Here is a 26,954-nt window from a genome sequence, read left to right as displayed (position 1 = left end):
GGATAACATATGAACAACGATTTTGAGAAAGATTTCAATTTAGGAGGGAGTGTAGAGCGAGCTCTTTCTGGCAAGTATGAACTAAAAGCGGGCGCTGTTTTTAGTGAGGCTTGGCGCACGACCATTCAACAATTTTTGTCCTTCTCGCCAGCGATCATCTTGTTGCTTTTCGTTCAGTTGGGCATCTTCTATATCGCATTGCAACTTCAATTAGGTGACCCAGGTGTGATTCTTGATGCGTTGCAAGACCCTGAGTCTTTTACCACTGACATCGTCTCTGCTATTTATGTCGCTAACTTTAGTTACGAAGTGATCAGTGCGCCAATTTATGCGGGTATCAGTTTGATGGCTATGAGCCATGTCGCTGGGTTGAAAACAAAAGTACGTCACGTTGGTAAAGGCCTACAATTCACGGTGCCAGTGATTTTAGCGACGCTATTTAGTCTAATGCTGCAGGGCGTAGCTGGGATGATTTTCCCTCTGCTATCGTTATACCTTTCTTTAGCTTTTAGTCATTCTATCTTATTGATTTGTGAGAAAAGAGTGCCACCAATGCAATCATTATTATTGTCTCTTCGTGCAGTCAACAAGAAGATTTTTGTTCTTGCAGGGCTTTACTTGGGCGTGATGTTGATGTTTATTATTGCTGCAATGTTCTACGGAATTGGCTTGATCTTCGTGCTACCGTTCTTCTTCCATTTGAAGGGAATCCTGTACCGCGAAATGTTTGGTATCAAGTTAAAGATCGTAGCGACACAGCAAAATGATAACGATCACGATGGTAACTCTCAGGTGTTTGATGCCTAAATCTTTAAAATCAATGAGTTTACGAGTGGCGGCTATCACAATAGCCGCCACTTTTGTTTCTGTAGGACCATATTTGCACTACGACCGCGAATATCGCAATGCGATTGACTCACAGGTGGTACACGGCCCGGTAACACACCCAGACTTGTCTAACCTCCCTTATATTGGTGACATTCCTGATTTCAACTCGATTAAGGACACGAAAGATAAGAAGACAGCGTTCTTTGACTTCCTTCGACCGAAAATTACATTAGAAAATCAGCGCATAGAAAAAGAGCGTGCCTTCTTAACGGCTTTGAAACTTGGCGAGTTAAGCTCAGAAAAAACTTCATATGCTAAACGCTTGGCTGCACTTTACTCTTACCCATTGCAAGACGAGACGGTAACGGAAGCTTGGTTGGATGAAATGCTTAAGCGAGTGAATGTTTTGCCTGAGGCTTTGGTGTTAACACAGGCTGCGAATGAATCTGCGTGGGGCACCTCTCGTTTTGCAACCGAAGCAAACAACTTGTTTGGTCAATGGTGTTATAAGAAAGGCTGCGGAATCGTCCCTGCGAAACGCGGTGCAGGTAAAACGCACGAAGTAGAGAGGTTTGACACTGTACAAGAGTCTGTACATGGCTATTTTATGAATGTGAATCGTAATCGTGCGTATGTTGATTTACGTGATATTCGTGCGAATTTAGCAGGGAAACACAAGGATTTGTTATCTGTGGCGACGGCATCAGAACTTACTCACGGTCTGCTTGCTTATTCTGAACGCGGTATCGCTTATGTGAATGACTTGCGGGCGATGATTCGTCACAATAACGCTTACTGGACACAATAAAAGAAATAACGGATCGGATGAAGAAGTTAAGCCTAAGTTTACTGGGTAGTGCGGTACTGATCTTAGCATCGCCTATCACTCACGCTCAAGAATACATGTTTACGTATTCTAAACTTTACACGCAATTAAAGAACAATATTAAAGACGGCCATGATGACGTTAGAGTCGGTGTTTTCTTTGTTGATTCTGATACAAAACAATTGTGTGAAATCGAAAAAGCATGGATGGAAAAGGAAGAGCATTTTGAGGAGTTTGTGATACCAACTTCGAAAGAGCTACCGCTTCCTATAGATAAAAACCTAAAGTCAGCGAATCCACTTGTCTTTGTACAAACGCCCAAAGATACGCGCTGTGATTACTCTCTTGTAGTCATGACGAAAGAACCGTTACAGGGTAGCGTTACGTACGAAGAATTGAAGCCTTTGATGCCTCAAATGCAAGCCTTACTTGAAGATCTTGGAGGTATGTTTGCGGGTTGGTTTACGCCCCAAGTACAAGGTGTAACCATGGAGTTCGCTAACGAACTTAATGATACTATTACGTTCTCTAACGGGGCTCAAAAAGCGATTGTTAATGGGAAGGTGCAAGTCGCAATGAGTGAAATTGGCGAGGGTGGTCATATGACATTACCTCAACCAACGACTCGTGTATTACCTTATCTACCGAATGCAAAAAAATAAGCATAAGAAACCGAAGAAGAGCTGCAATTGCGGCTCTTTTTTTGTTTCTAACGTTCATGACGCTGTTTTTGAGTGCATTTATTGATGAGTCCGTCACACAAACATTTAATCCTGCGCAAAAAGCTCGTATAATCCACGCCCCATAGAAATCCAAGTTAGGAAGCCCTAGTCGATTTATCGGCGATGTGAGAGCCCGCAATGAACCAAGTAGATACAAGAAAAGAAACCCTAGAATTCAACAAGCTTCAGAAACGTCTTAGAAGACATGTTGGAAATGCCATTACTGATTACAACATGATCGAAGAAGGCGATGTTGTGATGGCATGTATTAGTGGTGGTAAAGATTCATTCGCGATGCTTGATATCCTGTTGAACCTACAAAAGGCAGCGCCTATCAAGTTTGAAGTTGTCGCAGTTAACCTTGACCAGAAACAGCCAGGTTTCCCTGAGCATATTCTTCCAGACTACTTTGAAACGCTGAACATTCCTTACTACATCGTAGACAAGGACACTTACTCAGTGGTTAAAGAGAAAGTGCCAGAAGGCAAAACAACTTGTGGCCTATGTTCACGTCTTCGTCGTGGTACACTTTATTCGTTCGCAGAGAAGATTGGCGCGACTAAACTGGCGCTTGGTCACCACATGGATGACATTGTAGAAACGATGTTCTTGAACATGTTCCATGGCTCGCGTCTAAAAGCGATGCCACCAAAACTTCGTTCAGATGATGGTCGTAACGTAGTTATCCGTCCACTGACTTACTGTCGTGAAAAAGACCTAATCAAATACGCAGAACATAAAGAGTTCCCAATCATTCCTTGTAACTTATGTGGTTCTCAAGAGAACCTTCAACGTCAATCGATTAAAGCGATGTTGATCGATTGGGATAAGAAAACACCTGGTCGCGTAGAAGCTATCTTCAAGTCAATCCAGAACGTAAGTCCAAGCCAGCTTGCTGACCGTGAACTCTTCGACTTTGTAAACCTACCACTAGATCGTGAAGGTAACCGCGAAGAATACGAATTCAGTGAAGCAGTGGTCTCTTCGACAAACATCGACGAATCAATGTTTATCGATGTAACCAACATCTAATTCGAAAAGAGGAGGCGAAATGAGCCTCCTTTTTAATTTGCGTGCCCTTAAGGCCGTGAACAGAATAAAAAATCCCCCAACAAGTGGGGGATTTTCATTTCTATATCATTTCAAAAACAAGCGCTGTTATGTCGCTGTATTCGGATCGAGCGGACTGATGTAACCGTTTGGTTTTAATGCCAGTACGTCGCAATTGATTTTATCAATCACATGCTCAGCAGTGTTACCAATAAACACCGCAGAAAGCCCAGTGCGACCAGTTGTACCAAGAATCACCATCGCTGCACTTAGTTTTTCTGCTGTTGCTGGGATAATGTCTTCTGGTAAGCCTTGCTCGACGATCGTTTGCTCTTCATCAAGACCATGTTTCTGGCGAAGTGCTTTCATTGCGGTTAAATGATGCCCACGTACAGCGTCTGTATAGGTTGTAGGATCAAATTCCGGCAACTCAATTGTGATGTTGGCTGGCGTAACAGGGTACGCATTAACAAGGTACGGGTCGGCATCAAGTCGGTTACTGATTTCTTTAAGACGCTCTACCATCGAATCATTCAAGTCAATATGTGTTGGATTTTCTGAGCCTACGTGAACAGAAGCGAGTATCTTCGCATGCTCAGGCCAATCAGCGTTCTTAATTAAAAGTACAGGGATAGGGCACTTACGCAACAAATGCCAATCTGTAGGAGTGAAAATGACGGATTCTAGAACGTCGTGCTTACGCGTTCCTTTAATAACGATGTCGTGACCGCCAGCAAAGACTTCAGCGATGATCGCTTCATAGGGGCGATTATGCCAAACAACACAAACATCAAAGTCGAAGCTATCGTCTAAATACGGTTGGGCTATCTTACGCATCCATTGTTCACGTTGGTGGATAACACCGCGACGCATAGCATCTCTTTCATCGACCGACAGCATTGAGGTCATGTCATACGAAAAATCGTAGATTGACAGAAAGAAAGTGATTCGGCTTCTGGATACACTTTTTCGAGCGAGTTGAACCGCTCTTGCAAGTGCTGGCTGCTCATCATTATTGATGTCAGCAACAACAAGGATCTTACTGTATATACTCATATCTAAGCCCACTTATTATTGTAAAACCAAATACTGAATATAAAGTAAATCAGTATATTGGAGTACACAAGGTACATTTTTACTGTAGCTCAGTTTGAAGAAGAATTTGAGGACTTTCGAAGGGATTTTAGAAGAAATATGATGTAGCTCATTTTCGAGCTACATCAATTGATAGGGCAAATTAGTCTTTGCTAACGCCTGCAAGTTCCATCAATGCATCGTGATCTAAGATGGTGATGTACTTACCTTTTACGCTCAGAATTTCAGATTTCTGGAAGCGACCAAGTAAACGGCTAATGGTTTCTACCGTTAGACCAAGATAGTTACCAATGTCACCACGAGTCATGGTTAAACGAAATTCACGAGGACTAAAGCCGCGCTGGGAAAAACGTGTTGATAGGTTGTACAGGAACGCAGCAAGACGCTCTTCTGCATTCTTTTTAGAAAGAAGCAGAATCATTTCTTGGTCGCCTTTAATCTCGTTACTCATCAAACGCATGATTTGTTGGCGAAGCTTGGGCATTTTTCCTGATAGGTCATCAAGGATTTCGTATGGAATCTCACAAACCATAGAAGTTTCAAGCGCTTGAGCAAAACTTGGGTGTTGGTCACCTGTTATTGCGTCAAAACCTACAAGGTCACCAGCTAAGTGAAACGCAGTGATTTGCTCATCGCCTTGCTCTGTAATGGTGTAACTCTTTATCGTGCCAGAGCGGATAGCGTACAGAGATTTTAGCTCATCACCTGCTTTAAAAAGCTCTTGGCCTTTTTGGATCGGCTTTTTACGCTCGATGATTTGATCCAACTGATCCAGCTCAGACTCGTTTAGAGTGAACGGAATACACAGTTGGCTAATGCTACAATCTTGGCAATGAATCGCGCAACCACCTGATTGGATACGCTTTGTTGCAGGTTTTTCAGAAATCATAACAACCTTTCACTATTTGATATACATCAATATTTTATCACCGCTTACTTCTAAAGGGTAGCAAAAAAATTATTGAAAACGACTTTCATACTATATGAAACCGAGCATTCGCATAGCTCCGGCGGCAGTATACACGCCATAAGTTATTAAGATTAACGCTGAGATGTTTCTAAATATTAACGACTTTTGCAACTTCTGAAAGTGGCTCGCTCCGTATCCGATCGCAAGCATCGATGGAAGAGTACCAAGGCCAAATGCCAGCATAATCATCCCGCCACTTAATGCGCTTCCTGACACTGCTGACCAAGTGAGAGCCGAGTACACTAAGCCGCACGGTAACCATCCCCAGATAAACCCAAACGGCAGGGCATGTAAAGGGTGTTTGAGTGGGAGTAGGCTCCTACCGGCAGGTGAAATCAATTTCCAAAGGGACTGCCCAAGTTTTTCAATAATCAGCAGGCCTTGCCACCATTTAGCAATATATAAAGCAACCAAAATCATGAATATAGCCGCAATAAAGCGGAGCCACGCTAATGATTGGGTTAATCCACTCAGTTCAGACAAGCCAGAAATAGCCCCACCAACCATTGCTCCAACACAACCGTAGCTAGCGAGGCGTCCAATATTGTAGAAGAGAGGGATAACGGGTGAAGGCTTAGTGTTTTTTGTGCCCATAGAGAGTAGTGACGCGATACCACCACACATCCCCATACAATGACCAGCCCCGACCAAGCCAATCATAAAAGCACCGATAAAATCTGGACTCATAGAGTAACGTTACGGTTTTTTGTTATTTGGTTTTTCATCTTCATCGAGAAGAATGTTGTGGCCTTGTCGCTCTAGATCTTCAAACTGATCACTGCGAACGGCCCATAGGAAAATAGCAACCGCCACACAGACCAAAACAATGGCGATAGGGATTAAAATGTAAAGACTTTCCATGTTAGCTCTCTTACTTTACTTCTCTTTAAGCAGTCGCAATGAGTTGGATACTACAATGATAGAACTCGCAGACATTCCAACAACGGCAACATAAGGTGCGACAAGACCTGCAACTGCCAATGGCAAAATTAGCAGGTTGTAACCTAAAGACCAAGCCAAGTTTTCTCGGATTATCTTTCTTGTACGTATTGCAAGTAATCTTGCTTCTAATAGCTTCTCTAAATTATCGCCTAGAAGGGTCATATCTGCAGAAGCTTTGGCGACATCCGTACCACCACCCATCGCAACGGATAGGTGTGCACCTGCAAGAGTAGGTGCATCGTTAATACCATCACCGACCATCATAGTGATGTCGTTTTTATCTAGTCCTTGAAGATACGCGAGTTTGTCTTCTGGTTTTGCTGAGGCGATCACATGGTCAATACCCATTTCGTTAGCAACTGGTTGAGCGTTTTGCAAAGAATCACCAGTCAATAGCGTTGTCTTGATACCTGCATCCGCAAAACGCTGGATGAATGCTTTGCTCTCTTTACGAATCGGGTCACGGTAATAGAAGGTCGCAACGTGTTTTTCGTCGACGGAGAGATAGACGGCGTTGCTTTCATCTCGGTTCTCACCAACCACAAAAATAGCGCTGCCGATCTTTACTGTCTTATTGTTCCAATTACCTTGAATGCCAGAACCAATGATGTTTTGAACATTACTTACAGTAACGTCTTCTTGACCAAACTCTGAGAATGCCCGAGCAATAGGATGGTTTGCGTGCGCTTCAAGTGCCGATGCGATCGCAAGTGCTTCACCTTCGTTAAAGCTAGCGAAGGTTTGAGTTTGATTAATTTCGATGTCGCCTTTGGTCAGCGTACCTGTCTTATCTACGACAAGATGATTAATCTTACACAACGTTTCGAAAACATGGCCTTTACGTAGCAAAATACCAAAATTACCCATTCGAGAGGTTGCACAAGTTAGTGCGGTTGGCGTTGCTAAGGATAGGGCGCATGGACAAGTCGCTACCAAAACAGACAGCATAATCCAGAACGCATCATCAGGTTTGGTTTGGTGCCAGTAAAGCCACGTGCCAGCTGAAATGATTAGAATCGCGCCGACAAAATAACGTGCTACTACGTCGGCAATTTCAGCGATTTTAGGCTTAGAATGCTGAGCTTCATCTTGAAGACGAACGATATTAGAAATCATCGAATCTGCTTTTGAATTCGTCACTTCGAGATCGAAAGACTCCTCGCCATTCAATGTGCCCGCATAAACGGCATCTCCCGCCTTCTTAACTACATGAACAGACTCTCCGGTCAGCATAGACTCGTCGATATGGATACGACCAGAAATCACTTTGCCATCGGCAGGAATATGTTCGCCAGGAAGAACGCGAATGCGATCGCCGACCTTTAGTGTCTTAACTGGGATTTGTTCACCGTCTAACGTGGTGGCAATCGCAGGGATGAGTTTAAGAAGGTTACCGCTAGCAGCCGCGGCTTTGCGACGAGCACGCATTTCTAAGAATCGACCAACCAACAAGAAAAAAGTAAACATCGAGATGGATTCAAAGAATACTTCACCTTGCTCTGTCACCGTTGCGACTAGACTTGCCACATAAGCAAAGATTAATGCGATGGACACAGGAACGTCCATACCAAGCGTTCGTCCTCTAATACTTCGCCATGCATTGAGGTAAAAGGGAAGCGCAGAATAGAGCAGTACAGGAGTTGCGAAGATTAAGCTTACCCATCGGAAGTAGTTTTTAAACTCCGGCTCTAAATCGCCAAAAACTTCCAGATACAACGCCACTGCTAACATCATGACTTGCATGGTTGCAAGGCCTGCAATGCCTAAGCGATACAGGTATTGCTTCATTGTGTGGTGATATGCGGCTTCTTGTTTATCCGCTTCAAAAGGTGCAGCCTTATAACCGAGTTTGTGAATCACAGAGAGCAATTCGCTGAGACGAACTTGTGTTTTATCCCACGCAAGTAAAGCTCGGTTCGTGGTGGTATTTACACGGATAGACACTAAGCCTTTTACGCCCGAGACTTGCTTTTCGATTAGCCAAGCGCAAGCTGCGCAAGAAACGCCGTCCAAGGAAAGCGTGACTTCAGAGGTGTTCTCATTATTACGAACAAACTCCGATTGCACTTCTTCATTATCATAATGAATCAGCGCTTGGAGCTGTTCCGGAACTAAATCTGCTTTTTCAGCTGGTGCAGTGCGGTATTGGTAGTAGGAGACGAGCCCACTCTCGACAATGGTCTGTGCCACAGTTTCACAACCCGGGCAACACATGTCGCGAATTTCACCCAATATTTCTACTTTGAAATCCGTGTTGGCTGGTACATCTTCACCGCAGTGATAACAGGATTTACACATAGACTTACTTCATTAATATTGTTGGTTGTGCAGGGAATTCAACTCGACCTTGAATCATCCATTCTTTGTTATGTGGTTCAAGTTCAACAAACCAAGGACCTTGAATAGAGTCTTCTTGCGTCAAACGATAGTTGCCTTTCGCATCGGCAGTGAGAAGCTTAGTAAAATCACGGTCTGGCAACGTGCGGTGTGTAAACGTCGCGGTTAGCGCAGGGAAGTGCGGCAGTTCTCCTTTGTTAAAAGAGATAACTACCGTGTTATCATCTGATGAAACGGTAGCGTTAAGACCAAGGTCTCGAGCGACATTCATTTTACTGATGTCGATGTTGATACCTTTACCTTTTTTATAGTAATCCTCAGCGACCAAAGATACCGAGTTGTTGGCGAATACGACCACAGTAACGATTGTCCAAATCACCACAGTTAGAGGTAGGATGATCAGGAACCACGGCCAAAATTGTTTATACCAAGGCTTTACCATAAAAAAGTTCTCAACAGCTAAATGAAAAAATGTAAGGCTTTAAATTTAAAGGAAAGACAGCCCCTATGAAAGGGGCTGTTATTGAAATGTTACTTATTGTCAGAGTTGCTTAAACTCCAGACGTATGCCGCGACAAGTTGAACTTTGTCTTCGCCTAGAATGTCCTTCCAAGCTGGCATCACACCAGAGCGACCGTTCATAACTGTTTCTGTTACTGCAGCGCGTGAATCGCCGAATAACCAGTCTTGGTCAGTTAGGTCAGGTGCACCTACAGCAGGGTTACCTTTACCATCTGTGCCGTGACAAGCTGCACACACTACAAAGCGAGCTTTACCAGCTTCCGCTTCACGTGCATTCACTTTACGACCAGATAGGCTTAGCGTGTAGCTTACTACTTCTTGAACACCTTGTTCGCCAAGTGCATCTTTCCACGCAGGCATCTGCCCGATACGGCCTTGCATGATAGTAGTAACAATAGCTGCTGGCTCGCCACCGTATAACCACGCGTCGTCAGTTAGGTTAGGGAAGCCTTTCTGACCGCGAGCATCAGAACCGTGACATTGCGAACAGTTCTGTAGGAACAAACGTTGACCAACTTTAATCGCTTCAGGATCTTGCGCAATCTCAGGGATAGGGCGTAGACCTTCTGCATTATGAGCAAGTGCACGGAACGCTTCTCCGAAGTAAGCATCTGCATCATCAAGCTCTTTAGCATATTGGTTAAGCTGCTTGTTTTCTTGTGCTCGTGCGATGGCTTCTTTAGATTCTTCCAACGTACGTACGGTTTGATCTGAACTCTGCCAGTTGAGGACGCCTTTAAAGCTACCTAGACCTGGAAATAGAGTTAGATATACAGCTGCAAACACAAACGTGCTCACAAATAAGTATGTCCACCATTTTGGCAGAGGGTTGTTAAGCTCGCGAATACCATCGTACTCGTGGCCCATGTCTTCCCCTTCCTCGACGCCCATTTTATCTTTAGCGCACCAAGTCAAGAGGATCGCACAGCCTACCAGCGTACCGACAGTAATCACGATAATCCAGAGACTCCAGAATGTAGTCATTACTTCTTCACTCCTTGGTTATTTGGGGTCGTTTTTTGCTCTTCGTCTGCAAACACCAAGTTAGCATCTTCTTCGAAACGTGCTTTACGTTTCTTACCAAATGCCCACCATACGATGCCAATGAAACTCGCGAAGAGTACTACGGTATAAATACTATGAATTGTACCGAAATCCATGTAACCCCCTTACTTCATTGCATGACCAAGAGACTGAAGGTAAGCGATGATTGCATCCATCTCTGTTTTACCTTCTACATCTTTAGCCGCATTCGCGATTTGTTCATCCGTGTACGGAACACCGAACTGGTTGCGGAATACTTCTAGTTTCTTCTGCGTCAGTTTGCCGTCTAGTACGTTCTCTTCTAGCCAAGGGAAACCAGGCATGTTTGATTCAGGTACTAGTTCACGAGGATCAATAAGGTGAACACGATGCCACTCATCAGAGTAACGTCCGCCTACACGAGCCAAATCTGGACCAGTACGCTTAGAACCCCATAAGAATGGGTGTTCCCAAACACTTTCACCGGCTACAGAGTAGTGACCGTAGCGCTCTGTTTCAGAGCGGAAAGGACGAATCATCTGACTGTGACAAACGTTACAACCTTCACGGATGTAGATATCACGACCTTCCATTTCCAGAGGAGTGTAAGCGCGTAGGTTTTCTACAGGCTCCGTCGTTTGCTTCTGGAAAATTAGAGGAGTGATTTCTACGAGCGCACCCCAACTAATTGCAAAGACGATGAAAATTGCCAACAAACCGACATTACGTTCTAGGATTTCGTGGCGATTATTCGAATTATTACTCATTCTTTAATCTCCTTATGCCGGTTGAGGGATAGCTTTTAGGCTTTCTTTAGGCGCCGTTACTGTTTTGTACGTGTTGTATGCCATTAAGAACATACCGAATAGGAAGATGAAACCACCTAAGAAACGTACGAAGTAGAACGGGTAAGATGCTTCTACAGATTCTACAAAGCTGTAAGTCAGTGTGCCGTCAGAGTTAACTGCACGCCACATTAGGCCTTGCATCACACCAGAAATCCACATTGCTACGATGTAAAGAACTGTACCGATAGTTGCCAACCAGAAGTGAACATTGATTAGACTAACAGAGTACATGCGCTCTTGACCAAATAGACGAGGAACAAGGTGATATACAGAACCAATGGAAACCATAGCAACCCAACCTAGAGCACCGGAGTGAACGTGACCAATGGTCCAGTCGGTGTAGTGCGATAGTGCGTTTACAGTCTTGATAGACATCATTGGACCTTCAAAGGTAGACATACCGTAGAAAGACAACGAAACGATTAGGAAACGTAGGATAGGGTCATAGCGAAGCTTATGCCATGCGCCAGACAGCGTCATGATACCGTTGATCATACCACCCCAAGATGGAGCAAATAGAACCAAAGACATCACCATACCTAGAGACTGAGTCCAGTCAGGTAGTGCTGTGTAATGCAGGTGGTGAGGACCAGCCCAAATGTACAGAGAGATCAGTGCCCAGAAGTGAACAATAGATAAACGGTAAGAGTAAACAGGACGTTCAGCTTGTTTAGGGACGAAGTAGTACATCATACCAAGGAAACCAGCGGTTAGTAGGAAACCTACCGCATTGTGTCCGTACCACCATTGAACCATCGCATCCACGGCACCGGAGTAAATCGAGTAAGATTTACCAAGCGATACTGGGATTGCCATACTGTTCACGATGTGAAGTACTGCTACTGTGAGGATAAAGGCCCCGAAGAACCAGTTAGCCACATAGATGTGAGACGTATTACGTTTGACCAATGTTCCAAAGAACACGACCGCGTAAGATACCCATACAATCGCGATTGCAATATCAATAGGCCATTCTAACTCAGCGTACTCCTTACCTGAGGTAAAACCTAAAGGTAGGGTGATTGCTGCGGCTAGGATAATTGCTTGCCATCCCCAAAAGGTGAAGGCAACGAGTGGGCCACCAAAAAGACGTGTTTGACAGGTGCGCTGAACAACATAATAAGATGTTGCGAACAGAGCACTGGTACCAAACGCAAAAATTACCGCATTAGTATGCAGTGGACGTAAACGACTGTACGTCAACCACGGCGTATCAAAGTTTAGCTGTGGCCAAACTAATTGAGCGGCAATCAAAACACCAACAGCCATACCAACTATGCCCCATAAAATGGTCACAAGGGTAAATTGGCGAACGACTGTATAGTTGTAGTTTTGTTCAAGCTGCTTTACTTGGCTCATTTGCATGCTTCCAATTTCTAATTAACTACACTTTACTTCCAACACGACTTGCGTCGTAACACCACCCAAGTAAACTCTAGAATTTAAGTGTTATCATCACTTTATTTCCATTGCTGACTTTAATAAAAAGTGGCATTTTCAGCGAGTCACTATACTTGAATTAACAATTCAATGACAGAGTAGTAACCTTACTAGGCCTCTGGAAATCATTTTTTATTTAAAAAGTTTGAAGTTTGTAACAAGGATATTAGGAATTATGGCTGCACAAAAGTTAACAAAGGCAAGACTTGCACAAATCTTAATCATGCTCAGTCTTTTAATTGGTGCATTTTTCTGGAGAACCTTTACTTATGAGACGAGTAGCGTTGTGGATTGTTCACAAAAACAACGATGTGATGTAACAATCGGAACAGAAAAAATCACGATAAACAAGGGTTCTGATGGCTTTTCGATCGAAAGCACAGAAAATGGCAGTATAAAAATTGATCTAAATCAATCTGGTGAGTTTATAGATCTGTCGGATAAATATCGCCAGAGTAATTGGAGTGATATTTCTGAGACTCGAGTAATTAATTTCAAAATAAGCGAAAACATTGTCCAAGTTCATTTATAAATCAGATCTGACGCGAGATAATGACGCTTCTTTATACAAAAATTACTTTATTGTATAGCGCTATATTGTCGTAATGGTATAACGGTTAAAGATCACACAATAATTAAACTCGTATGCAGTGCCAATCATTATTTACTCATATTACAGACGAATATTTAGCGATTAAGAAATTTCGCACGGAACTCTTTGAAGAGAACCTCTCTCACCTCATTTGCTATTACACAGAGGAGTATGACTTCCGTGCTATTCAATCAGCGTTTCGAGAGCTGTTTCCTAAACAGTCTCTCCACGGTGCGAGCTCGTGTCAGGCAATTATGACCAACCAAGGTTACCATCGTGGACCAGTCATCGCCGTTCTGGCTATCTATGATTCGGGACCACATTCCTATGGTACTGGAATTTCGAAATGTGGTGATTCTGTCGATACTTATGTGAATGAAGCGCTGAACATGGCCTTATCTCATGCTAACCGGCTCGGCGAGGTACCCAACCTTATTCTTTTACATGCCACGCCAGGGAATGAAGAGGCTGTAATTGAAGCGATCGATCAGCGGTTTGGTACTTTGGTTCCCATTATTGGCGGCTCTTCTGCCGACAATAACATAGAAGGGAACTGGTCTATTATAACCACGCAAGGAAGTGAAAAAGCTGGCATTAGCTTAACACTATTTTATTCATCTCAACCTGTCGATATTACGTTTAGTGCAGGGCATTCCCCAACGGATATTACGGGAACTGCAACGAAAACCCACAACCGATGTTTATTAGAAATTGACGGTGAGCCAGCACTAGATGTTTATCGAAGATGGACAAACCACCAAAATAATCAACCAGATAACGAACAATTTCTGTTTACTAATGCCAGTGCTTACCCGTTAGGTCGTGTTGCCGGGTACTTATATGAAAGGCCTTATTACAAGCTGTCCCATCCCATTCGCGAGACCTCACACGGTGGCATCGAGTTGTTCACAACTATCGAAGAAGGCGAGCAATTAACGCTAATGAAAGGGAGTAGGGAGCATCTAATTGCAAGAGCTGCAAGGGTTGTGAATGCCGCTTTTAATCAAAAATTAGAAGAGTCTCGAAAAATAGGTGTGATCAATATCTTTTGTGCTGGTCCTATGTTGCACTTAAAGCAAGATATAAACAGTGTTTGCGAACAAATTAACCAAGAATTAGAACACCTGCCTTTTATTTGCCCATTCACATTTGGTGAGCAAGGAAGATTCATTGGTGGTGAAAATGGACATGGAAACTTGATGATATCATCAGCGATTTTCCATAAACCTTATGAAAAATAAATATTTAGAGATATATCAACAAGAAGCGTTGCAAGAAGCGTTAGTCGAACTTAAAGAAGCAAGGCAACGAGAAAAACTTCTGGCAGATGAAAATAAAGCCATTCTATCTGCTATCTCTGCAATGAGTGAGGCTCGAAATCGACACGAAATATTTTCCGGCCTTAACAACGTACTTAAAAAGTACATCAATTTTGATGACTTCATCGTGATCACTCGAGACCATACTAGAGACGCATTTAAAACCTTAATCTCTACAAATAGTGTGTTCGATAACTTAGATTGGTTACAGGGTAGCGTTTCCGAGCGAGCTTTAAACGGTGAGTGTATTTTACTGTTTGAGCCGCTAAGGTTACGTGAGTTTGAAAACCTTAACAGCTTTATACAAAGCCATGTTAATTCAGTTGTCTTAACTGGGATTAGAACCGAGGTAACCCAAAATATCATCTTATTGATCGGTGCTCAAAAAGGGCATTTTAGCATCGAGAACAAAGAGACATTAAGACGCTTTAGCCCCTTAATTGAACGCGCTGTTATAGATATTGAAACCAAAGAGAAGTTACAACGTATCGTTGACGTGCGTACATCTCAACTCGCCAGAGCAAGAGAAGAAGCGGAAAAGGCAAACCAATCGAAATCTGAATTTCTTGCCATGATGAGTCATGAGATTCGAACGCCGTTAAACTCGGTATTGGGAATGTTAGATATACTGCGCCAATCCATGCTTACCGATGACCAGTCCGAAGTCCTTGATCAAATGGAATGCTCGGCAGAACTCCTATTAGCGATCATCAGTGACATCCTTGATTTATCTAAGATAGAGTCGGGCAGCTTTCAATTAAATGAACAGTGGGTTGATTTAAGTGATGTTGTAACATTTGTTATTTCCCAACAAAAACAAGTAGCTACCAGTAAAAATTTGAACTTTAATTTAAGCTTCGGATTAGAAAAAAGTAAACAATATTGGATAGATTCCACCAGGCTTTCTCAGGTGTTGTTCAACCTGATCGGGAATGCCATAAAGTTCACTGACTTTGGTGAAGTTAATGTTACGGTCGAAGAACAAAATAACGAACTTAAAGTTTTAGTTATGGATTCCGGTATAGGTATTCCAAAGGCAAAATTGAATCACTTATTTACTGCATTTCATCAAGGTGATGGATCAATCACGCGTCGTTTTGGTGGTACAGGTTTGGGGCTTGCAATTACCAAACATTTAGTGGAAATGATGCGTGGTTCGATTTCCGTGAGCAGTAAAGAAAATGTCGGGTCTCATTTCTCTATAAGGATTCCAGTTCTCACACGTAGTAACCAAGAGCGCCCAGTAAAGATTGAAGCGAACAGACCATCGAAGGCTCTGAATATACTTATTGTCGAAGATACCGAATCAAATCAGTTGGTGATCAAACTGATTCTAAATAAGTTGGGACATAATGTTTGTATAGCAAACAACGGATCTGAGGCCATCAAATTCTTGGAGCAAAATAGCCAAGAACTCGACATGGTACTCATGGATGTTTCAATGCCGGTAATGGATGGCATAACAGCGACAAGACTTATCAGAAAAAAAAGGATTTCAATTCCCATCATTGCTCTGACAGCCCATGCGTTGGAGAGTGATAAAAGAATGTGTTTGAAGGCCGGAATGGATGGCTTCATTTCAAAGCCAGTTCGCAGGCAAGATATTTACGAAGTGATTCAGTCACTAGTAGAAACTGCATAGCTCCTTAATATAGATCTTAACAATCGCAAGATTATTAAGATCTATATTAAGTATTTTATGGTAAATCACCATTATGTTTAATGAACCTAACAACCGATGTCTGAATTTGAAATCTGAGAGGGATAGGAGACCAATGTAGAGAAGATTTGGCGTACGTCTATACCGCATTTAACATAATATACATAATGCGCACTGAATCGAGGATTCCACTGGGCTTGAAAATGCTACGGCAAATCCTGCACAAGCCATTGAAATACTAGGTAATCCAAGCCCTTTAAACTTTTTTGCAATGTTCGCCCAAGCTTGTTGTGCTTCGAACGTTTTCGCTTTATCAGCTGCTAGATAAACAAGGACAGATTCTGTGTCTGCTCCAATCTCTTTCGCCAGAAAAAGTGCTTCATTTTCCGAGAGATACCTTTGTCCGTTTCGTATCGCACTAATCTTTTGGCGGCTTAAACCTAAATCATGAGCAACTTGCTTATCTTGGATATAGTTCTTTGCCTTTTTGTAGGCATCTAACAGTTCATTTGTGTACATAGGAATCCTCCAGTCCTGATTATTGTATACCCGCAGTCCACAAAAAGCGGTCTTTACAGTCCTGATTTTTGTGTCTTATAGTCCACACAAATCAGGACTCATTCGCTTGAGTCCTTAAGTTTAGACCACCTTGTTCGGACGTTTGCCCTTGACGCTTTCGTCTGGCCTTGGTGGTCACTCTCAACGGTCAAGGTGTTGCTATGAAAAAACTGTCTACTGAAAATGCGATCATTATCGATACAGAAACTACTGGCTTAGGTTCTGACGCGGAAATCATCGAGTTCACTGCTATCTGTGCTGATTCTGGCAAAGTTATCGTGAACGAATTGGTTAAACCAACTTGTTCTATTCCTGCTGACGCAACAGCTATTCATGGCATCACCAATGAAGACGTTAAAGACGCACCCGACTTTCACTTGGTCTTTTCAAATCACTTTCTTCCGCTTCTTAACGGTCGTCCAATCATCATCTACAACTCAGATTTTGATACGCGCTTAATCATCCAATCTTTGGACAATCACTGTAACGCTGCTTACGTCCAATCCGTTCACGATTTGTTTTTCAAATTTTGTGTTCCTCAGTGCGCAATGTTTTGGTACGCAGAGTTCTTCGGTGTTTGGAATGAACACCATGAAGATTACAAGTGGCAATCACTTTCCAACGCCTGTGCTCAACAACACGTTGATGTGTCTGACTTAACCGCGCACCGAGCTTTGGCCGATTGCGAAATGACTCGTCGGTTGATTCACGCTGTTAACTCACAGATTGAAAACCAAAACAATCAAAAATGTGACGGCGTCACCAAGCCTAATTCAGAGGCTTAACCCATGAACGAAGCTCAAACCATCTATTACGACTTGCTCCCTGACTACACGGTTTCCGTGTTGGTCAAAGGCCATGAAGAATGGGATTTGCTTAAGTCGATGTCTCATCTTGAGTCTTGGGCTTCGTCTGAATTTGTCTCTTATGAGTTGGTGTCGATCACCAACACGACTTACCAAGAACGTGTAGATTTAGGAGTCTTCGATGACTACTGCAACTAACATCCTCAAGAAATTTGAAGAGCAGTCTGTTCATATTGACTACCTATGTTTTACATTTGCAGTCAAGGACTTACGTCACTGTCATAACGCGCTTCAACGTCTTCATAAGCATGAAGAATACAAAGGTTTAGCGCCTAAATCGTTGTTACAGCGTCACTGCAAGGCACCCAAGTTCCCTGCTCCACCTGAATTTAATCCTACCATTGCCAAGACGGCTGAAGAGATTGAAGCGTACAACAGCGCCTTTGATATCTGCTACCGCAACTACTTGGAAGATTGCTTGCGCATCTTCACTAATCAGGTGCTTGGTTTGTCGCTTTCTGCCCCTCGCGGTCTTGGTTTCCAGTTCTATACCGAGTCAATGAAACTGACCTCATCAGACGGCGAAGACTTCTGTGGTTTTATTGGTATCGGTGGTAACAATGACACGGTGCATTTTCAGATTAATGGTACGGGTTGCAAACACGTCTTTGCTCGTCGTCAACCTTGGTCACTGCATGATTGGTTAACTAATGTTCTCGGTGTTCAAACACTGGCGCGTGTTGACCTAGCTTATGATGACTATGACGGCATCTTTGATTGTGAATATGCGCGCAAAGCTTGGAATGATAATGCGTTCCGCACTGCCGAACGTGGCCGTAATCCTGTTCTACATGTTGATCATACGATTGCGGGCTATCGTGATGGCCGTCCTGATTACACCAAAGAGCAATATTCTGTTGGCTCTCGTACTTCTCGCATCTATTGGCGTGTCTATAACAAGGCGCTTGAGCAGAAACTCGCAAACACGGGTCTTGTCTGGTATCGCTCAGAAGTCGAACTCAAAAAATGGAACATCGATGTTCTGTTGAATCCAGCTGGCGCATTCGCGGCCATTAACGATTTCGCGGCATCGATTTCTACTGCAAGAAAATTCAATACCAAACCTGTCCCGACTAAACGCGCGGCATTAGACCTATTGGCTTCTGCTCACTGGATGCGCCGCCAGTACGGGAAAATCCTCAACTCTTTAATCGAATTCCATGAAGGAGACATTGAAACCGTCGTCGGTTCCCTTGTCCGTGATGGAACCAAATTCACCTTCCCCGATACCTACGGAAAGTTGGTGACTCACATATTGGAGACTTAACAAATGGCTAAATCTGTTTTCGTTCTTGGCATGGACATTACTTGGAACTCGGCACGTGGTGACAGTGCTCAACTGAATATCTCGCGTCCACTACGTGAAATTAACTCGGAGAAATTCAAACGTCGCACCATCGGTGAGTCTGGTGATGTGAATCCACAATGGGATCAACCTTTGATGATTGAACACAGTTACGCCCTGCTCCTTGAGCGCACCGGTGCTCTCGTTCCTCGTCGTGAGTACGAGCTACAACTTGAAATCAATCCAGAAGATCCTTTGGCGGGTGCCATCGTGACCGCGCTTATCCCTGTCGACCAAGAAATTAAGAAGCACTTTGAAGCTTCAATGAAGGCTAACTAAGAAATTCTATGTCTATTTGCGTAACGGTTATCGATGGTGTCTTGCAGCAAGCAACCAATGGCAGTTGTGAGCTCATTTTGATGTCAAAAGAACAAGTTACGCAGTTAGTTGATGGTCAATTTGATTGGTCATTACTCGAATTTGACAAGGAACTGTACGAATACGTTTTAGGCCAGTCCCTTGTCACTTTCATCGGCGGTCATGTCTTAGGCCGCGTACTTAAATACTTTGGAAAATAATAGGAAAACAGCATGAAATACATGAATCAAGTACAGAGCTTCTTCACTAATAAATACACACAAGCGGGTGTGGCAATGTCGCTTTCTGTTCCCGCGTTTGCAGAAGGTAACGCTAACGTTGAAGCCATTAACGGTGCTATCGATGGCGGTAAACAGATGGTGTCTTTGACCACTTCTGGCGTTATCGGTATCGCTGCTCTTGGCTTCGGTTTGGGGATGGTTGTTGCGTGGCTACGTAAATAATGATCCTCTCTATCGCTTTAGCCTCGTTAATATCTCTATCCTTTCTATACGGGGTCTATACAGGCGTTATATCTGGTTAAGGGGAGCTTTAAGCTCCCTTTTTTCTTCTCAGTAATAAGGTGATTCCATGCGTTTTATAGCTCCCTTCTTATTACTTCTTTCACCACTGGCCTTTGCTGATGAGTGCCCTGACGGTGAACAAATGTATCAAGGCCAATGCCGCACCACTTGCGAAATCTTGGCACAAGATACGAGTCCTCGCGGTATGCGTTGGGATGGCACTGTGTGGGGTGATTCTCCCACTGGCTATTGTCGAGGCTCTGGTTCTGTTGGTTGCGAATTGAGTCGCACAGGCATAACCATCCAAGTCAACGGCTCTGTTTTCTGGCAAGGTGACTTTAAATATACAGGCGCAACGTGTTCTAGCATTGGTGAGTACACTGGTGATACTCCTTGGACCAAACCTGATGATGGTAACTCTGACGGTGATTCTGGTACCGATTCCGGTGGTGATACAGGAAGTGAAACAGGTGAAGGGTCTGATGGTGATAACAATGGCGGTGATGATCTCGATCATGGTGGCGGTGGTAACGGCGGTAACTCTGGTGCCGCCTATCCTGACAGTTCGCACCCGATAAACCACTTGCGCTCAATCCAAGAAAAACAGGTGATTTCTAACAACCTTTTAAACCGCAATACCAATGAGATTATCGAAATGAATGCCTCGGTTACTAACAGGCTGACGGATATCTATTCCCATTTGAGCACTGAACAAGTCAGCACCAATAACTATCGAAACGAAATCAAAACAGGCGTTCGTGGCATTACGCATGAGTTCTATGAAACCAACTCAACGCTAAAAGATTTACTCGATACCATGAACTCGATTGATCGTAAGACGTCTAGTGGCTCTAGCAGCAATGTAGATTTGTCGCCTTTAATTGCCAGCACATCTGAAATTGAAAAGCACACATCCGGCACCTATTGGTTCTTAGATGCCATGCGTAAGCAACTTGATTCGGTGGCTGACAATACAGGCGCTATCAAATACCAAGTCACGCCAATCTTAGAGAACATCGAGCAACGCATGGCAAGCGGTTCCCAGAACACTCGTATTTTCCGTGATGGTATTCGTAGTGATACTCGCAGCATTAAAACCAACACCAATAACATTAAGAAAGAAGTCACCAACACAAAGAAAGCCGTTCAAGCTACGACCAAATCCGTTGATGCTGTTAAGACTGCCATTGAAGATCAAACCGCTTCTCTCGATACCATTCTAAGCCGAATTGAAGAAGCCATTGGAAGTGCTGACGGCTCAGGTTCTACTGGTGGGGATAACTCAGACGTTGTTAGCAAACTTGGCGAACTTCAAGGCACCACGGAACAACTCGGCAATCAACTTGGACAATCACTGGATGGTATTCAAGATGCGATAAACGGACTCAATGACGGTGGTCAATTTCATGCTCCAACAACGGGCGATGGCTGGTCACACGGTACGGTAATTGGTGAGGCGGTTGACGGCCTGATTGATGACATCGATAAACTCAAGACGAATCTCAAGGACATGCAATCCAAATCCCCTATTAATCTCGGCCAAATGAGCTTCAATGATGGCAATTATTCCGGTGAAACCTTCACGCTTTCACGCGCATCTTGGAATGTGGATGTGCGCTTTAACCTATTCAACACACTCGGCACGAACACAAGCACCATTCGTAATGTGATCATCTTTGCCGCTATGTTGATGGCCGCTTTCATTATCTTATCGTCAGGACGCAAAGGAAGTTAACATGGATTTCATCTACGAAGCCTTTCAATACATAGCAAACGTGTTTGGCTCTATCTCCGACTTCTTCATGTCTATTCCCGACTTAATATTGGAAGTCTTTACCTATGCTTGGTACTGGGGTATCAAACTGTATCTCGCCATCAAAATCTCTATGGTTGAGATGGCCTACGAAATTGCTTCAATGATACTGACGGACTACGAAGTTTATACCGTTCTTAACGCAGCGTTTAACAACCTAGCGCCAGACCTCAGACACGCGGCCTATCAACTCGGTGTTGTCGATGCCATTCGAATTGTTATCGATGGATTGGCTACCGCCTTTGTTCTTCGCATTATGGGGTGGTGATTATGGCTGTAATCTTTCGTCACGGCTCTAATGGTTCTTACAAGTCTGCTTATGCGACTTGGTTTGAAATCCTCCCTGCACTGCGTGAAGGCCGCTTGGTTGTCACCAACATTGAAGGCTTACGTCCTAAAGAATCTATCGAGAAAATACTCGGGGAAACCTTTCCGGCCAGTGCCAAGCTTATAAGGATCTTTACCCGATCAAGTGAGGGCGTTCACCTTTGGCAGAACTGGTTTAACTGGATGCCAACGGGAGCATTGGTTGTTATCGATGAGTGCCAGGACTTATACTGTCCAGAAGCAGGTTTTAAACGTGAGAAGTTCTTAGCTCGTCCGTTCTCAGAGTTCGAAGACATCTTACCAAAGGGTTTTAGTGAGCTATTCCATTCTCGTTGGCTCCCTATTGACCCTGATTCACTCGATGAGAGTGACTTAGACGATTGCGAGCGTACGCAGCTGGACGAGAACAACCGTCTGCTCTACCCGTTCGATTTTTACGGTGCTTTCATGCGTCACCGAAAATACCAATGGGATGTGATCATGCTGACACCGGATTACAGCGCTATCCCAACATGGTTAAAAGGCTGTGCGGGTGAAGCTTATTCGCATCGTTCTACCGACACCTTCTTTCGTAAGCGCAAGCCTCGCATCTATAACCATCGCCCTAAAGCCACCAAGACAGACCCGACGACCAAAGCTGACTACGCCAGTTGCAGCAGTAAGAAGATTCCGGTCGATGTGTTCGCACTGTATCAATCTACAGGTACGGGTGGATTCAATGAAACTAAGTCAGATATCTCTATCTTAAAGTCGCCAAAGTTCCTTTTGGCCATGCTCATTGGCGTGTTGGCCATTCTAAAATTTTTCTGGGATTTGTATGTATTATCTAATAGTGATGTGGATTCGGCTCAAACAGTTCCTGCGCAAGTTGAAACTTCTTCAACGTCCTCTTTACCTACTTCGACTACTCTATCAATACCTCAAGCCGATACTGGTTTGGCTCGGTCGGACACTTCTGGGGTGGATACTGGCAATGCTAATACTCAAGCTAGTCATACGACTGTTCCTCATGGTGTAAACCCGTTCTTTGAAGCCTTTCCCATGTTCAACGATGCTAAGTCTTTCTATCTTACGGGTATCAACTCAGTAGCAAATAAACATGATTATTTGTTTCGTATCGATAAAGGTCGAGATACCTATTACTTACGCTCAGGGACGTTAGTTAAGTTTGGTTATGAGTTTGACTTGATAGATGAATGCTTAGTGATGGTGAAATCTAGCACCATCAACGCGCTGCTAACTTGTCCACCAAGCATTAACTATGACGCAAACGAACCCGACAAAGAAATGCAGCTAACGGGTGTTCAAAGTGGTGTTGATATTTTCAACTTAAATGAGGGCTAACGTATGAATCGAAACAAACGGTACGAACAACGCATGAAGGAAAATGGTTTTAAGAAGATAACGATTTGGGTGCCTTCTGATAAAGAGTCCGATGTAAAACAAGCTGCATCGGCCATGTGTGAAGATGAAAGCCTAACAATTGGTGTACTCAAGAATATAAACACGGGTCGCATGGTATCAATGCACTAAATAACACCTGTCACTGGTGACGTTGCCCCGCAGGGATAAGCAAAGCACGAAGTGCAAGCGAAGCACCAAGCCGCCCACGGAACCCATATTTTTGCATCAATAGCTAATCGGCGCGGTTAGCCTCCTTACCTAAATGGCTGACCACTCCCCACTTCCTGCTAAGCCAACCTTCCAGAGCCTAACCACGAGAGAGGTGCGTTTTGCTACTGCAACCCATCGAACCTTGAGTTAGGCTTCGTTTCTCATTCGTAGTCCTTGATCTCCATTCCAATTAAACGTAGCTTCTTGTGCGCTAGGTTTTATATGTCAAGGATATGAAATGGCTAAGTTTTTAAATACAAGTGCTACAAACTACTACCTCGAAGAACTCATCAAGAACGCATCAGAGAGACTGATTCTAATCAGCCCTTTTCTAAAGCTAAATGACCGCATCAAAGAACTGCTAGAAGACAAAGATCGTTTAAAGATCGATATCAGAATCGTCTATGGCAAAAGTGAGCTTCAACCTGATGAAATCAATTGGCTTAAAGGCTTATCTTTTGTGCGTACCAGCTTCTGTAAGAACCTTCACGCCAAATGCTACATGAACGAAAGCTCATGTATCATCACGAGCTTAAACCTGTATGAGTTTAGTCAGGTAAACAACAACGAAATGGGTATCTTCATTGACCGTGACGAAGATGCAGAGATTTACAAAGACTCATACGAAGAGGCTCAACGCATTATTCGTATTAGTGACGAGGTTCGAATCTCACTCGAGAAAGTTCAAGCTGCTGTCGTTGAGACTGCAAACAGCGAAGAATCAGAGCCAGAACAAGACCAAAGCAAGATCACTTCGTCCAAGTTAGCTAAGAAGCACAAGCTTAAAACCGATGACTTCCTTAAGCTGTGTGTAACCAAAGGCTATCTATCGTTTGATGATGGAAAACATTCATTAACGGATGCGGGTAAATCCTCTGGTGGTGAGTTCAAATACAGTAAACGTTTCGGTCCCTACTTCATCTGGCCTGAATCATTAGAAGTTGTTTAACGTCATTGGCCTGTTCCGACCGCGAGAGTCGCGCAGACTAAGCAGCGAGCGCGGGAGGTAAAGGCCAAACCCCCGTATCTGTATTACGGGGGTAAATTCCACAAACTCATGACCTTATCGAAGATATTTCAATATATCGACTATAATAAAATTTGAGGAAAACATGCCAAATGTGGAGGCTCAATGAACCTAAACTATTACCAAGCAAACACCGATGAATTGACTAATGACTGGGATATCACACTGGGAAACCCCTTGTTGGTTATGGTGGATATTGAAAGCGTTGATATACCTTCTTTGGAGGACTTTATAATATTGCCTGTCGGCTCCTACCTTTACAAAGTAACGAAATTAATAAGAAGGGTTGATGAGATCAGTCCAAATGTTTATAAAACTACGGATATAAACGTTGTAGTCCAACCAGCATTGATAGATTGATTATGAGAATTAGATTTTTGTTAGATAATGGTGGGTTAACGTATGACTCTAGTTCTTTATTAGCAGAACTAGAATGCAACTCATTGCCTCGTTTAGGTACGTACATATCTTTTAACAGTTGGGAAGGTCACTTAGGAGTTTTTAGGATCAACAAAACTATAATGAAATCAAAAGATGTATGTGAACTGCTTGTCGATTTAGTTGACGAAAATTAGAAAAGGCTCCAACTAGGAGCCGTTTTATTACACAATTTTCTTTAACACTCTTGCGTATTTTAGTATTTGGTGGGCCACCGCAATATCATTTGAAGCACCGAGCTCAAGCAACGCTACTCCAATCAAAACTTGTTGAGCTGTAACCAGCTGCCCAGTCGGAAGCTCCAAGCGGTCATGCCTCATTACGAAGTTTTCCCAATCATCGCAGATGCTCAGTTCCCTACCCTTGTTCATGCGCATTAGCCTTCGGCACTCCGGTGGAATGGCTTTTCCCTTATCCCACAACTTGATAGTCCTCACACTTTTCAAACAAAGTTCAGCTGCTTCTTCAATGGTTAAACCACATTCAAACTCACGAAAAATATAGTTTTTTGTCATTTCGTGATACTTCATTGAATTGTCCCTCAAAAGCGGGACATTTTATAAATAAGTGATATGCAACTGCATTAAACATAAGTGCCCATAATGCGCACCGAATCGGATTTTGTTAACAAAGGCTAACTATTTGATTAAGCGTTTCATAAGTGTCTGATAACCAAGCTGTAATTTTTAATTTTGTGAGTTTCCATAACTCAAGTTACTTGTACTATCTCTGACGATTGTTTTGCACAATCTACGAAAAACGCCGAAATCTCCGACCGCCACATTATGAAGCGTTCTGTATCGGCAAAAACAACAAGAAAATTAATTTTAGTCAGTTATCCAATATGCGAGCGTTGTCATGTTTCACGAGTCATTCCGCACACTCTTTTGGCGAGAGTTTAAATCCATCAAGCAAGGCGCTGAATATTTTCACGTGTCCAAACCGACGATTACTCGTTGGCTTGATGGCACCGTTCCAATCAATCCAATGGCAGAAAAACTCATGTTGATTAAGTCACTTGGTTACTTGCCTAATGATTTACGTTGGTCTGGTTTCCGTGTTTGCGAGAAACGCGCCATCATCATCACGCCGTCTGGTCGTGAGTTCAGCCCGAAAGAATTGGAAAGTTTCGTGTTTTGGCGTGACGAACACCGTCAGCTTGTCGATAAGTTTGGCCACATAGACCAACCAAAGGTTTATCCTGCAAAAGAAAACGTCTTACCGTTTCGTGGCGGCCATCGAATGAAAGCCGCCGACTGGATACCAAGTAAGCGTCGTTAGTTGGTGTTAATCTTCATAGTTTTAGTTCTACGCGACTAATCTCTCTAACCTTATTAATGGTTTCATCCATTTGTGATGCAAGCCTTGAGAAGTGCTCGTCCCAGTCTTCTGCATCGTAAGTCTTACCGAGCTCATCTCTCATGTTATTTAGCTCTATCGGAATTTCTGAACTAATATAGATAGCCTCTAATTCAACAATTTGGAGTAACTCTAGAATTGCATCGTCATATTTAGTCTTGAGCTCCCTTGTGAGTTCTTCACTATCTGGTTCTTTTCTTAGTTCTTCAAAATCTTTGCGGTCTTTTTCCCACATAGCTCGAAGTCCCTCTTCATGAGATTTATCAAAGTTCTGAAAATAAGGGTGATATCTATGAATATATTCCCATTCTTCAAATTCTAAAACTTGATGCTCGACGTAACGTTTAATATGTAGCAATAGACCAAATATTGCGTGATATGCCTCTTGTTTTTTCCCCCAGACTTGCTGACTTATCCATGCTTTTTCGCCGAAATCTGTGCGAACTCGTTCAACAATTAACGTATTTTCTTTAAGTTGCTTTTGTAACTCTTTTAAGTCTTCTTGAATGGCTTTATTTTTTGCTTTTTCTTTCAAGTACGCACCGAAATAAGCCCCTAAAGCACCGGATATTGCAGCAACGAGACTACTTACACTTAATAATGATTCCATAT

General features: G+C 43.3%; 33 protein-coding genes. 20 read left to right on the top strand and 13 right to left on the bottom strand.

Annotation, left to right across the window (positions count from 1 at the left end; all coding sequences use genetic code 11):
- Positions 1-9 precede the first annotated feature (9 nt).
- The 4 genes from BCT11_RS17515 (at position 10) to ttcA (ending at position 3,408) form a co-directional block, all read left to right on the top strand.
- Positions 10-807 (top strand): hypothetical protein, encoded by a 798-nt coding sequence (locus BCT11_RS17515; RefSeq protein ID WP_038872759.1) that lies wholly within the window; start codon positions 10-12, stop codon positions 805-807.
- Complete coding sequence (locus tag BCT11_RS17510; protein WP_102388857.1) at positions 800-1,636, top strand: glucosaminidase domain-containing protein; 837 nt, start codon at positions 800-802, stop codon at positions 1,634-1,636. The genes BCT11_RS17515 and BCT11_RS17510 overlap by 8 nt, the downstream gene beginning before the upstream one ends.
- 17 nt (positions 1,637-1,653) lie before the next feature.
- Positions 1,654-2,316, top strand: coding sequence for a DUF2987 domain-containing protein (locus tag BCT11_RS17505; RefSeq protein ID WP_038872917.1), 663 nt, complete (start codon positions 1,654-1,656; stop codon positions 2,314-2,316).
- Positions 2,317-2,514: 198 nt separating this feature from the next.
- Complete coding sequence (gene ttcA / locus BCT11_RS17500; protein ID WP_038872920.1) at positions 2,515-3,408, top strand: tRNA 2-thiocytidine(32) synthetase TtcA; 894 nt, start codon at positions 2,515-2,517, stop codon at positions 3,406-3,408.
- A 126-nt stretch (positions 3,409-3,534) separates the two neighbouring features.
- Here ttcA and uspE read toward each other — a convergent pair whose 3' ends face one another.
- From uspE to ccoN, 10 genes are all read right to left on the bottom strand, one after another.
- Positions 3,535-4,482, bottom strand: coding sequence for a universal stress protein UspE (gene uspE, locus BCT11_RS17495; RefSeq protein WP_038872922.1), 948 nt, complete (start codon positions 4,480-4,482; stop codon positions 3,535-3,537).
- Between the two features lie 181 nt (positions 4,483-4,663).
- Positions 4,664-5,410, bottom strand: coding sequence for an FNR family transcription factor (locus tag BCT11_RS17490; RefSeq protein ID WP_038872924.1), 747 nt, complete (start codon positions 5,408-5,410; stop codon positions 4,664-4,666).
- Positions 5,411-5,500: 90 nt separating this feature from the next.
- A complete protein-coding gene (locus tag BCT11_RS17485; protein ID WP_038881923.1) occupies positions 5,501-6,178 on the bottom strand; it encodes a sulfite exporter TauE/SafE family protein in 678 nt (225 codons plus the stop codon).
- Between the two features lie 9 nt (positions 6,179-6,187).
- A complete protein-coding gene (gene ccoS, locus BCT11_RS17480) occupies positions 6,188-6,352 on the bottom strand; it encodes a cbb3-type cytochrome oxidase assembly protein CcoS (RefSeq protein WP_010447939.1) in 165 nt (54 codons plus the stop codon).
- Between the two features lie 15 nt (positions 6,353-6,367).
- On the bottom strand, positions 6,368-8,731 hold the full coding sequence (locus BCT11_RS17475) for a heavy metal translocating P-type ATPase metal-binding domain-containing protein (protein WP_102388856.1): 2,364 nt from the start codon (positions 8,729-8,731) through the stop codon (positions 6,368-6,370).
- Between the two features lie 4 nt (positions 8,732-8,735).
- Entirely contained in the window at positions 8,736-9,212 is a 477-nt protein-coding gene (locus tag BCT11_RS17470; protein WP_038881926.1) for a FixH family protein, read from the bottom strand.
- Between the two features lie 89 nt (positions 9,213-9,301).
- A complete protein-coding gene (gene ccoP, locus BCT11_RS17465; protein ID WP_038881927.1) occupies positions 9,302-10,276 on the bottom strand; it encodes a cytochrome-c oxidase, cbb3-type subunit III in 975 nt (324 codons plus the stop codon).
- Positions 10,276-10,452, bottom strand: coding sequence for a CcoQ/FixQ family Cbb3-type cytochrome c oxidase assembly chaperone (locus BCT11_RS17460; protein WP_009706108.1), 177 nt, complete (start codon positions 10,450-10,452; stop codon positions 10,276-10,278). Before BCT11_RS17460 ends, ccoP begins: the two co-directional genes overlap by 1 nt.
- 9 nt (positions 10,453-10,461) lie before the next feature.
- A complete protein-coding gene (gene ccoO / locus BCT11_RS17455; protein ID WP_038872939.1) occupies positions 10,462-11,082 on the bottom strand; it encodes a cytochrome-c oxidase, cbb3-type subunit II in 621 nt (206 codons plus the stop codon).
- A gap of 12 nt (positions 11,083-11,094) precedes the next feature.
- The gene (gene ccoN / locus BCT11_RS17450) at positions 11,095-12,522 is read right to left on the bottom strand and encodes a cytochrome-c oxidase, cbb3-type subunit I (RefSeq protein ID WP_033006505.1); all 1,428 of its coding nucleotides are present in this window, start codon (positions 12,520-12,522) and stop codon (positions 11,095-11,097) included.
- Positions 12,523-12,778: 256 nt separating this feature from the next.
- Between ccoN and BCT11_RS17445 the strand changes: the two genes are divergently transcribed.
- The 3 genes from BCT11_RS17445 to BCT11_RS17435 all read left to right on the top strand — a co-directional run bounded on the left by BCT11_RS17445 (position 12,779) and on the right by BCT11_RS17435 (position 16,156).
- On the top strand, positions 12,779-13,135 hold the full coding sequence (locus tag BCT11_RS17445) for a hypothetical protein (protein ID WP_038881928.1): 357 nt from the start codon (positions 12,779-12,781) through the stop codon (positions 13,133-13,135).
- Between the two features lie 113 nt (positions 13,136-13,248).
- Positions 13,249-14,436, top strand: coding sequence for an FIST N-terminal domain-containing protein (locus tag BCT11_RS17440; protein WP_102388855.1), 1,188 nt, complete (start codon positions 13,249-13,251; stop codon positions 14,434-14,436).
- Positions 14,426-16,156, top strand: a complete 1,731-nt coding sequence (locus tag BCT11_RS17435; protein ID WP_102388854.1) for an ATP-binding protein — start codon at positions 14,426-14,428, stop codon at positions 16,154-16,156. Before BCT11_RS17440 ends, BCT11_RS17435 begins: the two co-directional genes overlap by 11 nt.
- Positions 16,157-16,324: 168 nt before the next feature.
- Here the strand turns inward: BCT11_RS17435 and BCT11_RS17430 are convergent, their stop codons facing one another.
- Positions 16,325-16,693: a DUF3693 domain-containing protein gene (locus BCT11_RS17430; protein ID WP_102388853.1), complete on the bottom strand. Its 369-nt coding sequence runs from the start codon at positions 16,691-16,693 to the stop codon at positions 16,325-16,327.
- 200 nt (positions 16,694-16,893) lie between these two features.
- Between BCT11_RS17430 and BCT11_RS17425 the strand changes: the two genes are divergently transcribed.
- From BCT11_RS17425 to BCT11_RS17370, 12 genes are all read left to right on the top strand, one after another.
- Complete coding sequence (locus tag BCT11_RS17425; protein ID WP_102388852.1) at positions 16,894-17,517, top strand: 3'-5' exonuclease; 624 nt, start codon at positions 16,894-16,896, stop codon at positions 17,515-17,517.
- A gap of 3 nt (positions 17,518-17,520) precedes the next feature.
- Complete coding sequence (locus BCT11_RS17420) at positions 17,521-17,736, top strand: hypothetical protein (RefSeq protein WP_102388851.1); 216 nt, start codon at positions 17,521-17,523, stop codon at positions 17,734-17,736.
- On the top strand, positions 17,720-18,865 hold the full coding sequence (locus tag BCT11_RS17415) for a replication initiation factor domain-containing protein (protein ID WP_102388850.1): 1,146 nt from the start codon (positions 17,720-17,722) through the stop codon (positions 18,863-18,865). Before BCT11_RS17420 ends, BCT11_RS17415 begins: the two co-directional genes overlap by 17 nt.
- A gap of 3 nt (positions 18,866-18,868) precedes the next feature.
- Positions 18,869-19,222 carry a DUF1293 family protein gene (locus tag BCT11_RS17410; protein ID WP_042605495.1) on the top strand — a complete coding sequence of 118 codons (354 nt, stop codon included), beginning with the start codon at positions 18,869-18,871 and terminating at the stop codon, positions 19,220-19,222.
- Between the two features lie 8 nt (positions 19,223-19,230).
- Complete coding sequence (locus BCT11_RS17405) at positions 19,231-19,461, top strand: hypothetical protein (protein ID WP_025787280.1); 231 nt, start codon at positions 19,231-19,233, stop codon at positions 19,459-19,461.
- 21 nt (positions 19,462-19,482) lie between these two features.
- Positions 19,483-19,704, top strand: coding sequence for a hypothetical protein (locus BCT11_RS17400; protein ID WP_025534453.1), 222 nt, complete (start codon positions 19,483-19,485; stop codon positions 19,702-19,704).
- A gap of 127 nt (positions 19,705-19,831) precedes the next feature.
- Positions 19,832-21,499, top strand: coding sequence for a hypothetical protein (locus BCT11_RS17395; protein ID WP_102388849.1), 1,668 nt, complete (start codon positions 19,832-19,834; stop codon positions 21,497-21,499).
- Position 21,500: 1 nt separating this feature from the next.
- Positions 21,501-21,845, top strand: a complete 345-nt coding sequence (locus BCT11_RS17390; RefSeq protein WP_042605491.1) for a hypothetical protein — start codon at positions 21,501-21,503, stop codon at positions 21,843-21,845.
- A 2-nt stretch (positions 21,846-21,847) separates the two neighbouring features.
- On the top strand, positions 21,848-23,248 hold the full coding sequence (locus BCT11_RS17385; protein ID WP_102388848.1) for a zonular occludens toxin domain-containing protein: 1,401 nt from the start codon (positions 21,848-21,850) through the stop codon (positions 23,246-23,248).
- 3 nt (positions 23,249-23,251) lie between these two features.
- Positions 23,252-23,437: an antitoxin MazE-like protein gene (locus BCT11_RS17380; protein ID WP_042605489.1), complete on the top strand. Its 186-nt coding sequence runs from the start codon at positions 23,252-23,254 to the stop codon at positions 23,435-23,437.
- 319 nt (positions 23,438-23,756) lie between these two features.
- Positions 23,757-24,467 carry a phospholipase D family protein gene (locus tag BCT11_RS17375; RefSeq protein ID WP_102388847.1) on the top strand — a complete coding sequence of 237 codons (711 nt, stop codon included), beginning with the start codon at positions 23,757-23,759 and terminating at the stop codon, positions 24,465-24,467.
- A 183-nt stretch (positions 24,468-24,650) separates the two neighbouring features.
- Positions 24,651-24,905 carry a hypothetical protein gene (locus BCT11_RS17370; RefSeq protein ID WP_102388846.1) on the top strand — a complete coding sequence of 85 codons (255 nt, stop codon included), beginning with the start codon at positions 24,651-24,653 and terminating at the stop codon, positions 24,903-24,905.
- Between the two features lie 242 nt (positions 24,906-25,147).
- Here the strand turns inward: BCT11_RS17370 and BCT11_RS17365 are convergent, their stop codons facing one another.
- Positions 25,148-25,513, bottom strand: coding sequence for a phage protein (locus BCT11_RS17365; protein ID WP_045403690.1), 366 nt, complete (start codon positions 25,511-25,513; stop codon positions 25,148-25,150).
- Between the two features lie 328 nt (positions 25,514-25,841).
- On the opposite strand from BCT11_RS17365, the gene BCT11_RS17360 reads away from it, so the two are divergent.
- Positions 25,842-26,264, top strand: coding sequence for a phage protein (locus BCT11_RS17360; RefSeq protein WP_102388845.1), 423 nt, complete (start codon positions 25,842-25,844; stop codon positions 26,262-26,264).
- Positions 26,265-26,277: 13 nt separating this feature from the next.
- On the opposite strand, the gene BCT11_RS17355 is transcribed toward BCT11_RS17360, so the two are convergent.
- Positions 26,278-26,952 (bottom strand): hypothetical protein, encoded by a 675-nt coding sequence (locus tag BCT11_RS17355; protein WP_102388844.1) that lies wholly within the window; start codon positions 26,950-26,952, stop codon positions 26,278-26,280.
- Positions 26,953-26,954: the final 2 nt, after the last annotated feature.

This window comes from Vibrio sp. 10N.222.52.B12, from assembly GCF_002875385.1.
Lineage (GTDB): Bacteria > Pseudomonadota > Gammaproteobacteria > Enterobacterales > Vibrionaceae > Vibrio > Vibrio jasicida.
This window is presented reverse-complemented; position numbering and strand designations above follow the sequence as displayed.

What these genes read in the sequence shown, in the direction of transcription:
- BCT11_RS17420 (WP_102388851.1), top strand. Translation starts at nt 17,521, where the DNA reads ATGAACGAAGCTCAAACCATCTATTACGACTTGCTCCCTGACTACACG.
- BCT11_RS17485 (WP_038881923.1), bottom strand. Translation starts at nt 6,178, where the DNA reads ATGAGTCCAGATTTTATCGGTGCTTTTATGATTGGCTTGGTCGGGGCT.
- BCT11_RS17425 (WP_102388852.1), top strand. Translation starts at nt 16,894, where the DNA reads ATGAAAAAACTGTCTACTGAAAATGCGATCATTATCGATACAGAAACT.
- ccoO (WP_038872939.1), bottom strand. Translation starts at nt 11,082, where the DNA reads ATGAGTAATAATTCGAATAATCGCCACGAAATCCTAGAACGTAATGTC.
- uspE (WP_038872922.1), bottom strand. Translation starts at nt 4,482, where the DNA reads ATGAGTATATACAGTAAGATCCTTGTTGTTGCTGACATCAATAATGAT.
- BCT11_RS17360 (WP_102388845.1), top strand. Translation starts at nt 25,842, where the DNA reads ATGTTTCACGAGTCATTCCGCACACTCTTTTGGCGAGAGTTTAAATCC.
- BCT11_RS17505 (WP_038872917.1), top strand. Translation starts at nt 1,654, where the DNA reads ATGAAGAAGTTAAGCCTAAGTTTACTGGGTAGTGCGGTACTGATCTTA.
- BCT11_RS17430 (WP_102388853.1), bottom strand. Translation starts at nt 16,693, where the DNA reads ATGTACACAAATGAACTGTTAGATGCCTACAAAAAGGCAAAGAACTAT.
- BCT11_RS17365 (WP_045403690.1), bottom strand. Translation starts at nt 25,513, where the DNA reads ATGAAGTATCACGAAATGACAAAAAACTATATTTTTCGTGAGTTTGAA.
- BCT11_RS17515 (WP_038872759.1), top strand. Translation starts at nt 10, where the DNA reads ATGAACAACGATTTTGAGAAAGATTTCAATTTAGGAGGGAGTGTAGAG.
- BCT11_RS17385 (WP_102388848.1), top strand. Translation starts at nt 21,848, where the DNA reads ATGGCTGTAATCTTTCGTCACGGCTCTAATGGTTCTTACAAGTCTGCT.
- BCT11_RS17435 (WP_102388854.1), top strand. Translation starts at nt 14,426, where the DNA reads ATGAAAAATAAATATTTAGAGATATATCAACAAGAAGCGTTGCAAGAA.
- BCT11_RS17395 (WP_102388849.1), top strand. Translation starts at nt 19,832, where the DNA reads ATGCGTTTTATAGCTCCCTTCTTATTACTTCTTTCACCACTGGCCTTT.
- BCT11_RS17390 (WP_042605491.1), top strand. Translation starts at nt 21,501, where the DNA reads ATGGATTTCATCTACGAAGCCTTTCAATACATAGCAAACGTGTTTGGC.
- BCT11_RS17475 (WP_102388856.1), bottom strand. Translation starts at nt 8,731, where the DNA reads ATGTGTAAATCCTGTTATCACTGCGGTGAAGATGTACCAGCCAACACG.
- BCT11_RS17405 (WP_025787280.1), top strand. Translation starts at nt 19,231, where the DNA reads ATGTCTATTTGCGTAACGGTTATCGATGGTGTCTTGCAGCAAGCAACC.
- BCT11_RS17510 (WP_102388857.1), top strand. Translation starts at nt 800, where the DNA reads ATGCCTAAATCTTTAAAATCAATGAGTTTACGAGTGGCGGCTATCACA.
- BCT11_RS17400 (WP_025534453.1), top strand. Translation starts at nt 19,483, where the DNA reads ATGAATCAAGTACAGAGCTTCTTCACTAATAAATACACACAAGCGGGT.
- BCT11_RS17415 (WP_102388850.1), top strand. Translation starts at nt 17,720, where the DNA reads ATGACTACTGCAACTAACATCCTCAAGAAATTTGAAGAGCAGTCTGTT.
- BCT11_RS17470 (WP_038881926.1), bottom strand. Translation starts at nt 9,212, where the DNA reads ATGGTAAAGCCTTGGTATAAACAATTTTGGCCGTGGTTCCTGATCATC.
- BCT11_RS17370 (WP_102388846.1), top strand. Translation starts at nt 24,651, where the DNA reads ATGAACCTAAACTATTACCAAGCAAACACCGATGAATTGACTAATGAC.
- BCT11_RS17445 (WP_038881928.1), top strand. Translation starts at nt 12,779, where the DNA reads ATGGCTGCACAAAAGTTAACAAAGGCAAGACTTGCACAAATCTTAATC.
- ccoP (WP_038881927.1), bottom strand. Translation starts at nt 10,276, where the DNA reads ATGACTACATTCTGGAGTCTCTGGATTATCGTGATTACTGTCGGTACG.
- BCT11_RS17490 (WP_038872924.1), bottom strand. Translation starts at nt 5,410, where the DNA reads ATGATTTCTGAAAAACCTGCAACAAAGCGTATCCAATCAGGTGGTTGC.
- ccoN (WP_033006505.1), bottom strand. Translation starts at nt 12,522, where the DNA reads ATGAGCCAAGTAAAGCAGCTTGAACAAAACTACAACTATACAGTCGTT.
- BCT11_RS17380 (WP_042605489.1), top strand. Translation starts at nt 23,252, where the DNA reads ATGAATCGAAACAAACGGTACGAACAACGCATGAAGGAAAATGGTTTT.
- BCT11_RS17440 (WP_102388855.1), top strand. Translation starts at nt 13,249, where the DNA reads ATGCAGTGCCAATCATTATTTACTCATATTACAGACGAATATTTAGCG.
- ttcA (WP_038872920.1), top strand. Translation starts at nt 2,515, where the DNA reads ATGAACCAAGTAGATACAAGAAAAGAAACCCTAGAATTCAACAAGCTT.
- BCT11_RS17460 (WP_009706108.1), bottom strand. Translation starts at nt 10,452, where the DNA reads ATGGATTTCGGTACAATTCATAGTATTTATACCGTAGTACTCTTCGCG.
- BCT11_RS17355 (WP_102388844.1), bottom strand. Translation starts at nt 26,952, where the DNA reads ATGGAATCATTATTAAGTGTAAGTAGTCTCGTTGCTGCAATATCCGGT.
- BCT11_RS17375 (WP_102388847.1), top strand. Translation starts at nt 23,757, where the DNA reads ATGGCTAAGTTTTTAAATACAAGTGCTACAAACTACTACCTCGAAGAA.
- BCT11_RS17410 (WP_042605495.1), top strand. Translation starts at nt 18,869, where the DNA reads ATGGCTAAATCTGTTTTCGTTCTTGGCATGGACATTACTTGGAACTCG.
- ccoS (WP_010447939.1), bottom strand. Translation starts at nt 6,352, where the DNA reads ATGGAAAGTCTTTACATTTTAATCCCTATCGCCATTGTTTTGGTCTGT.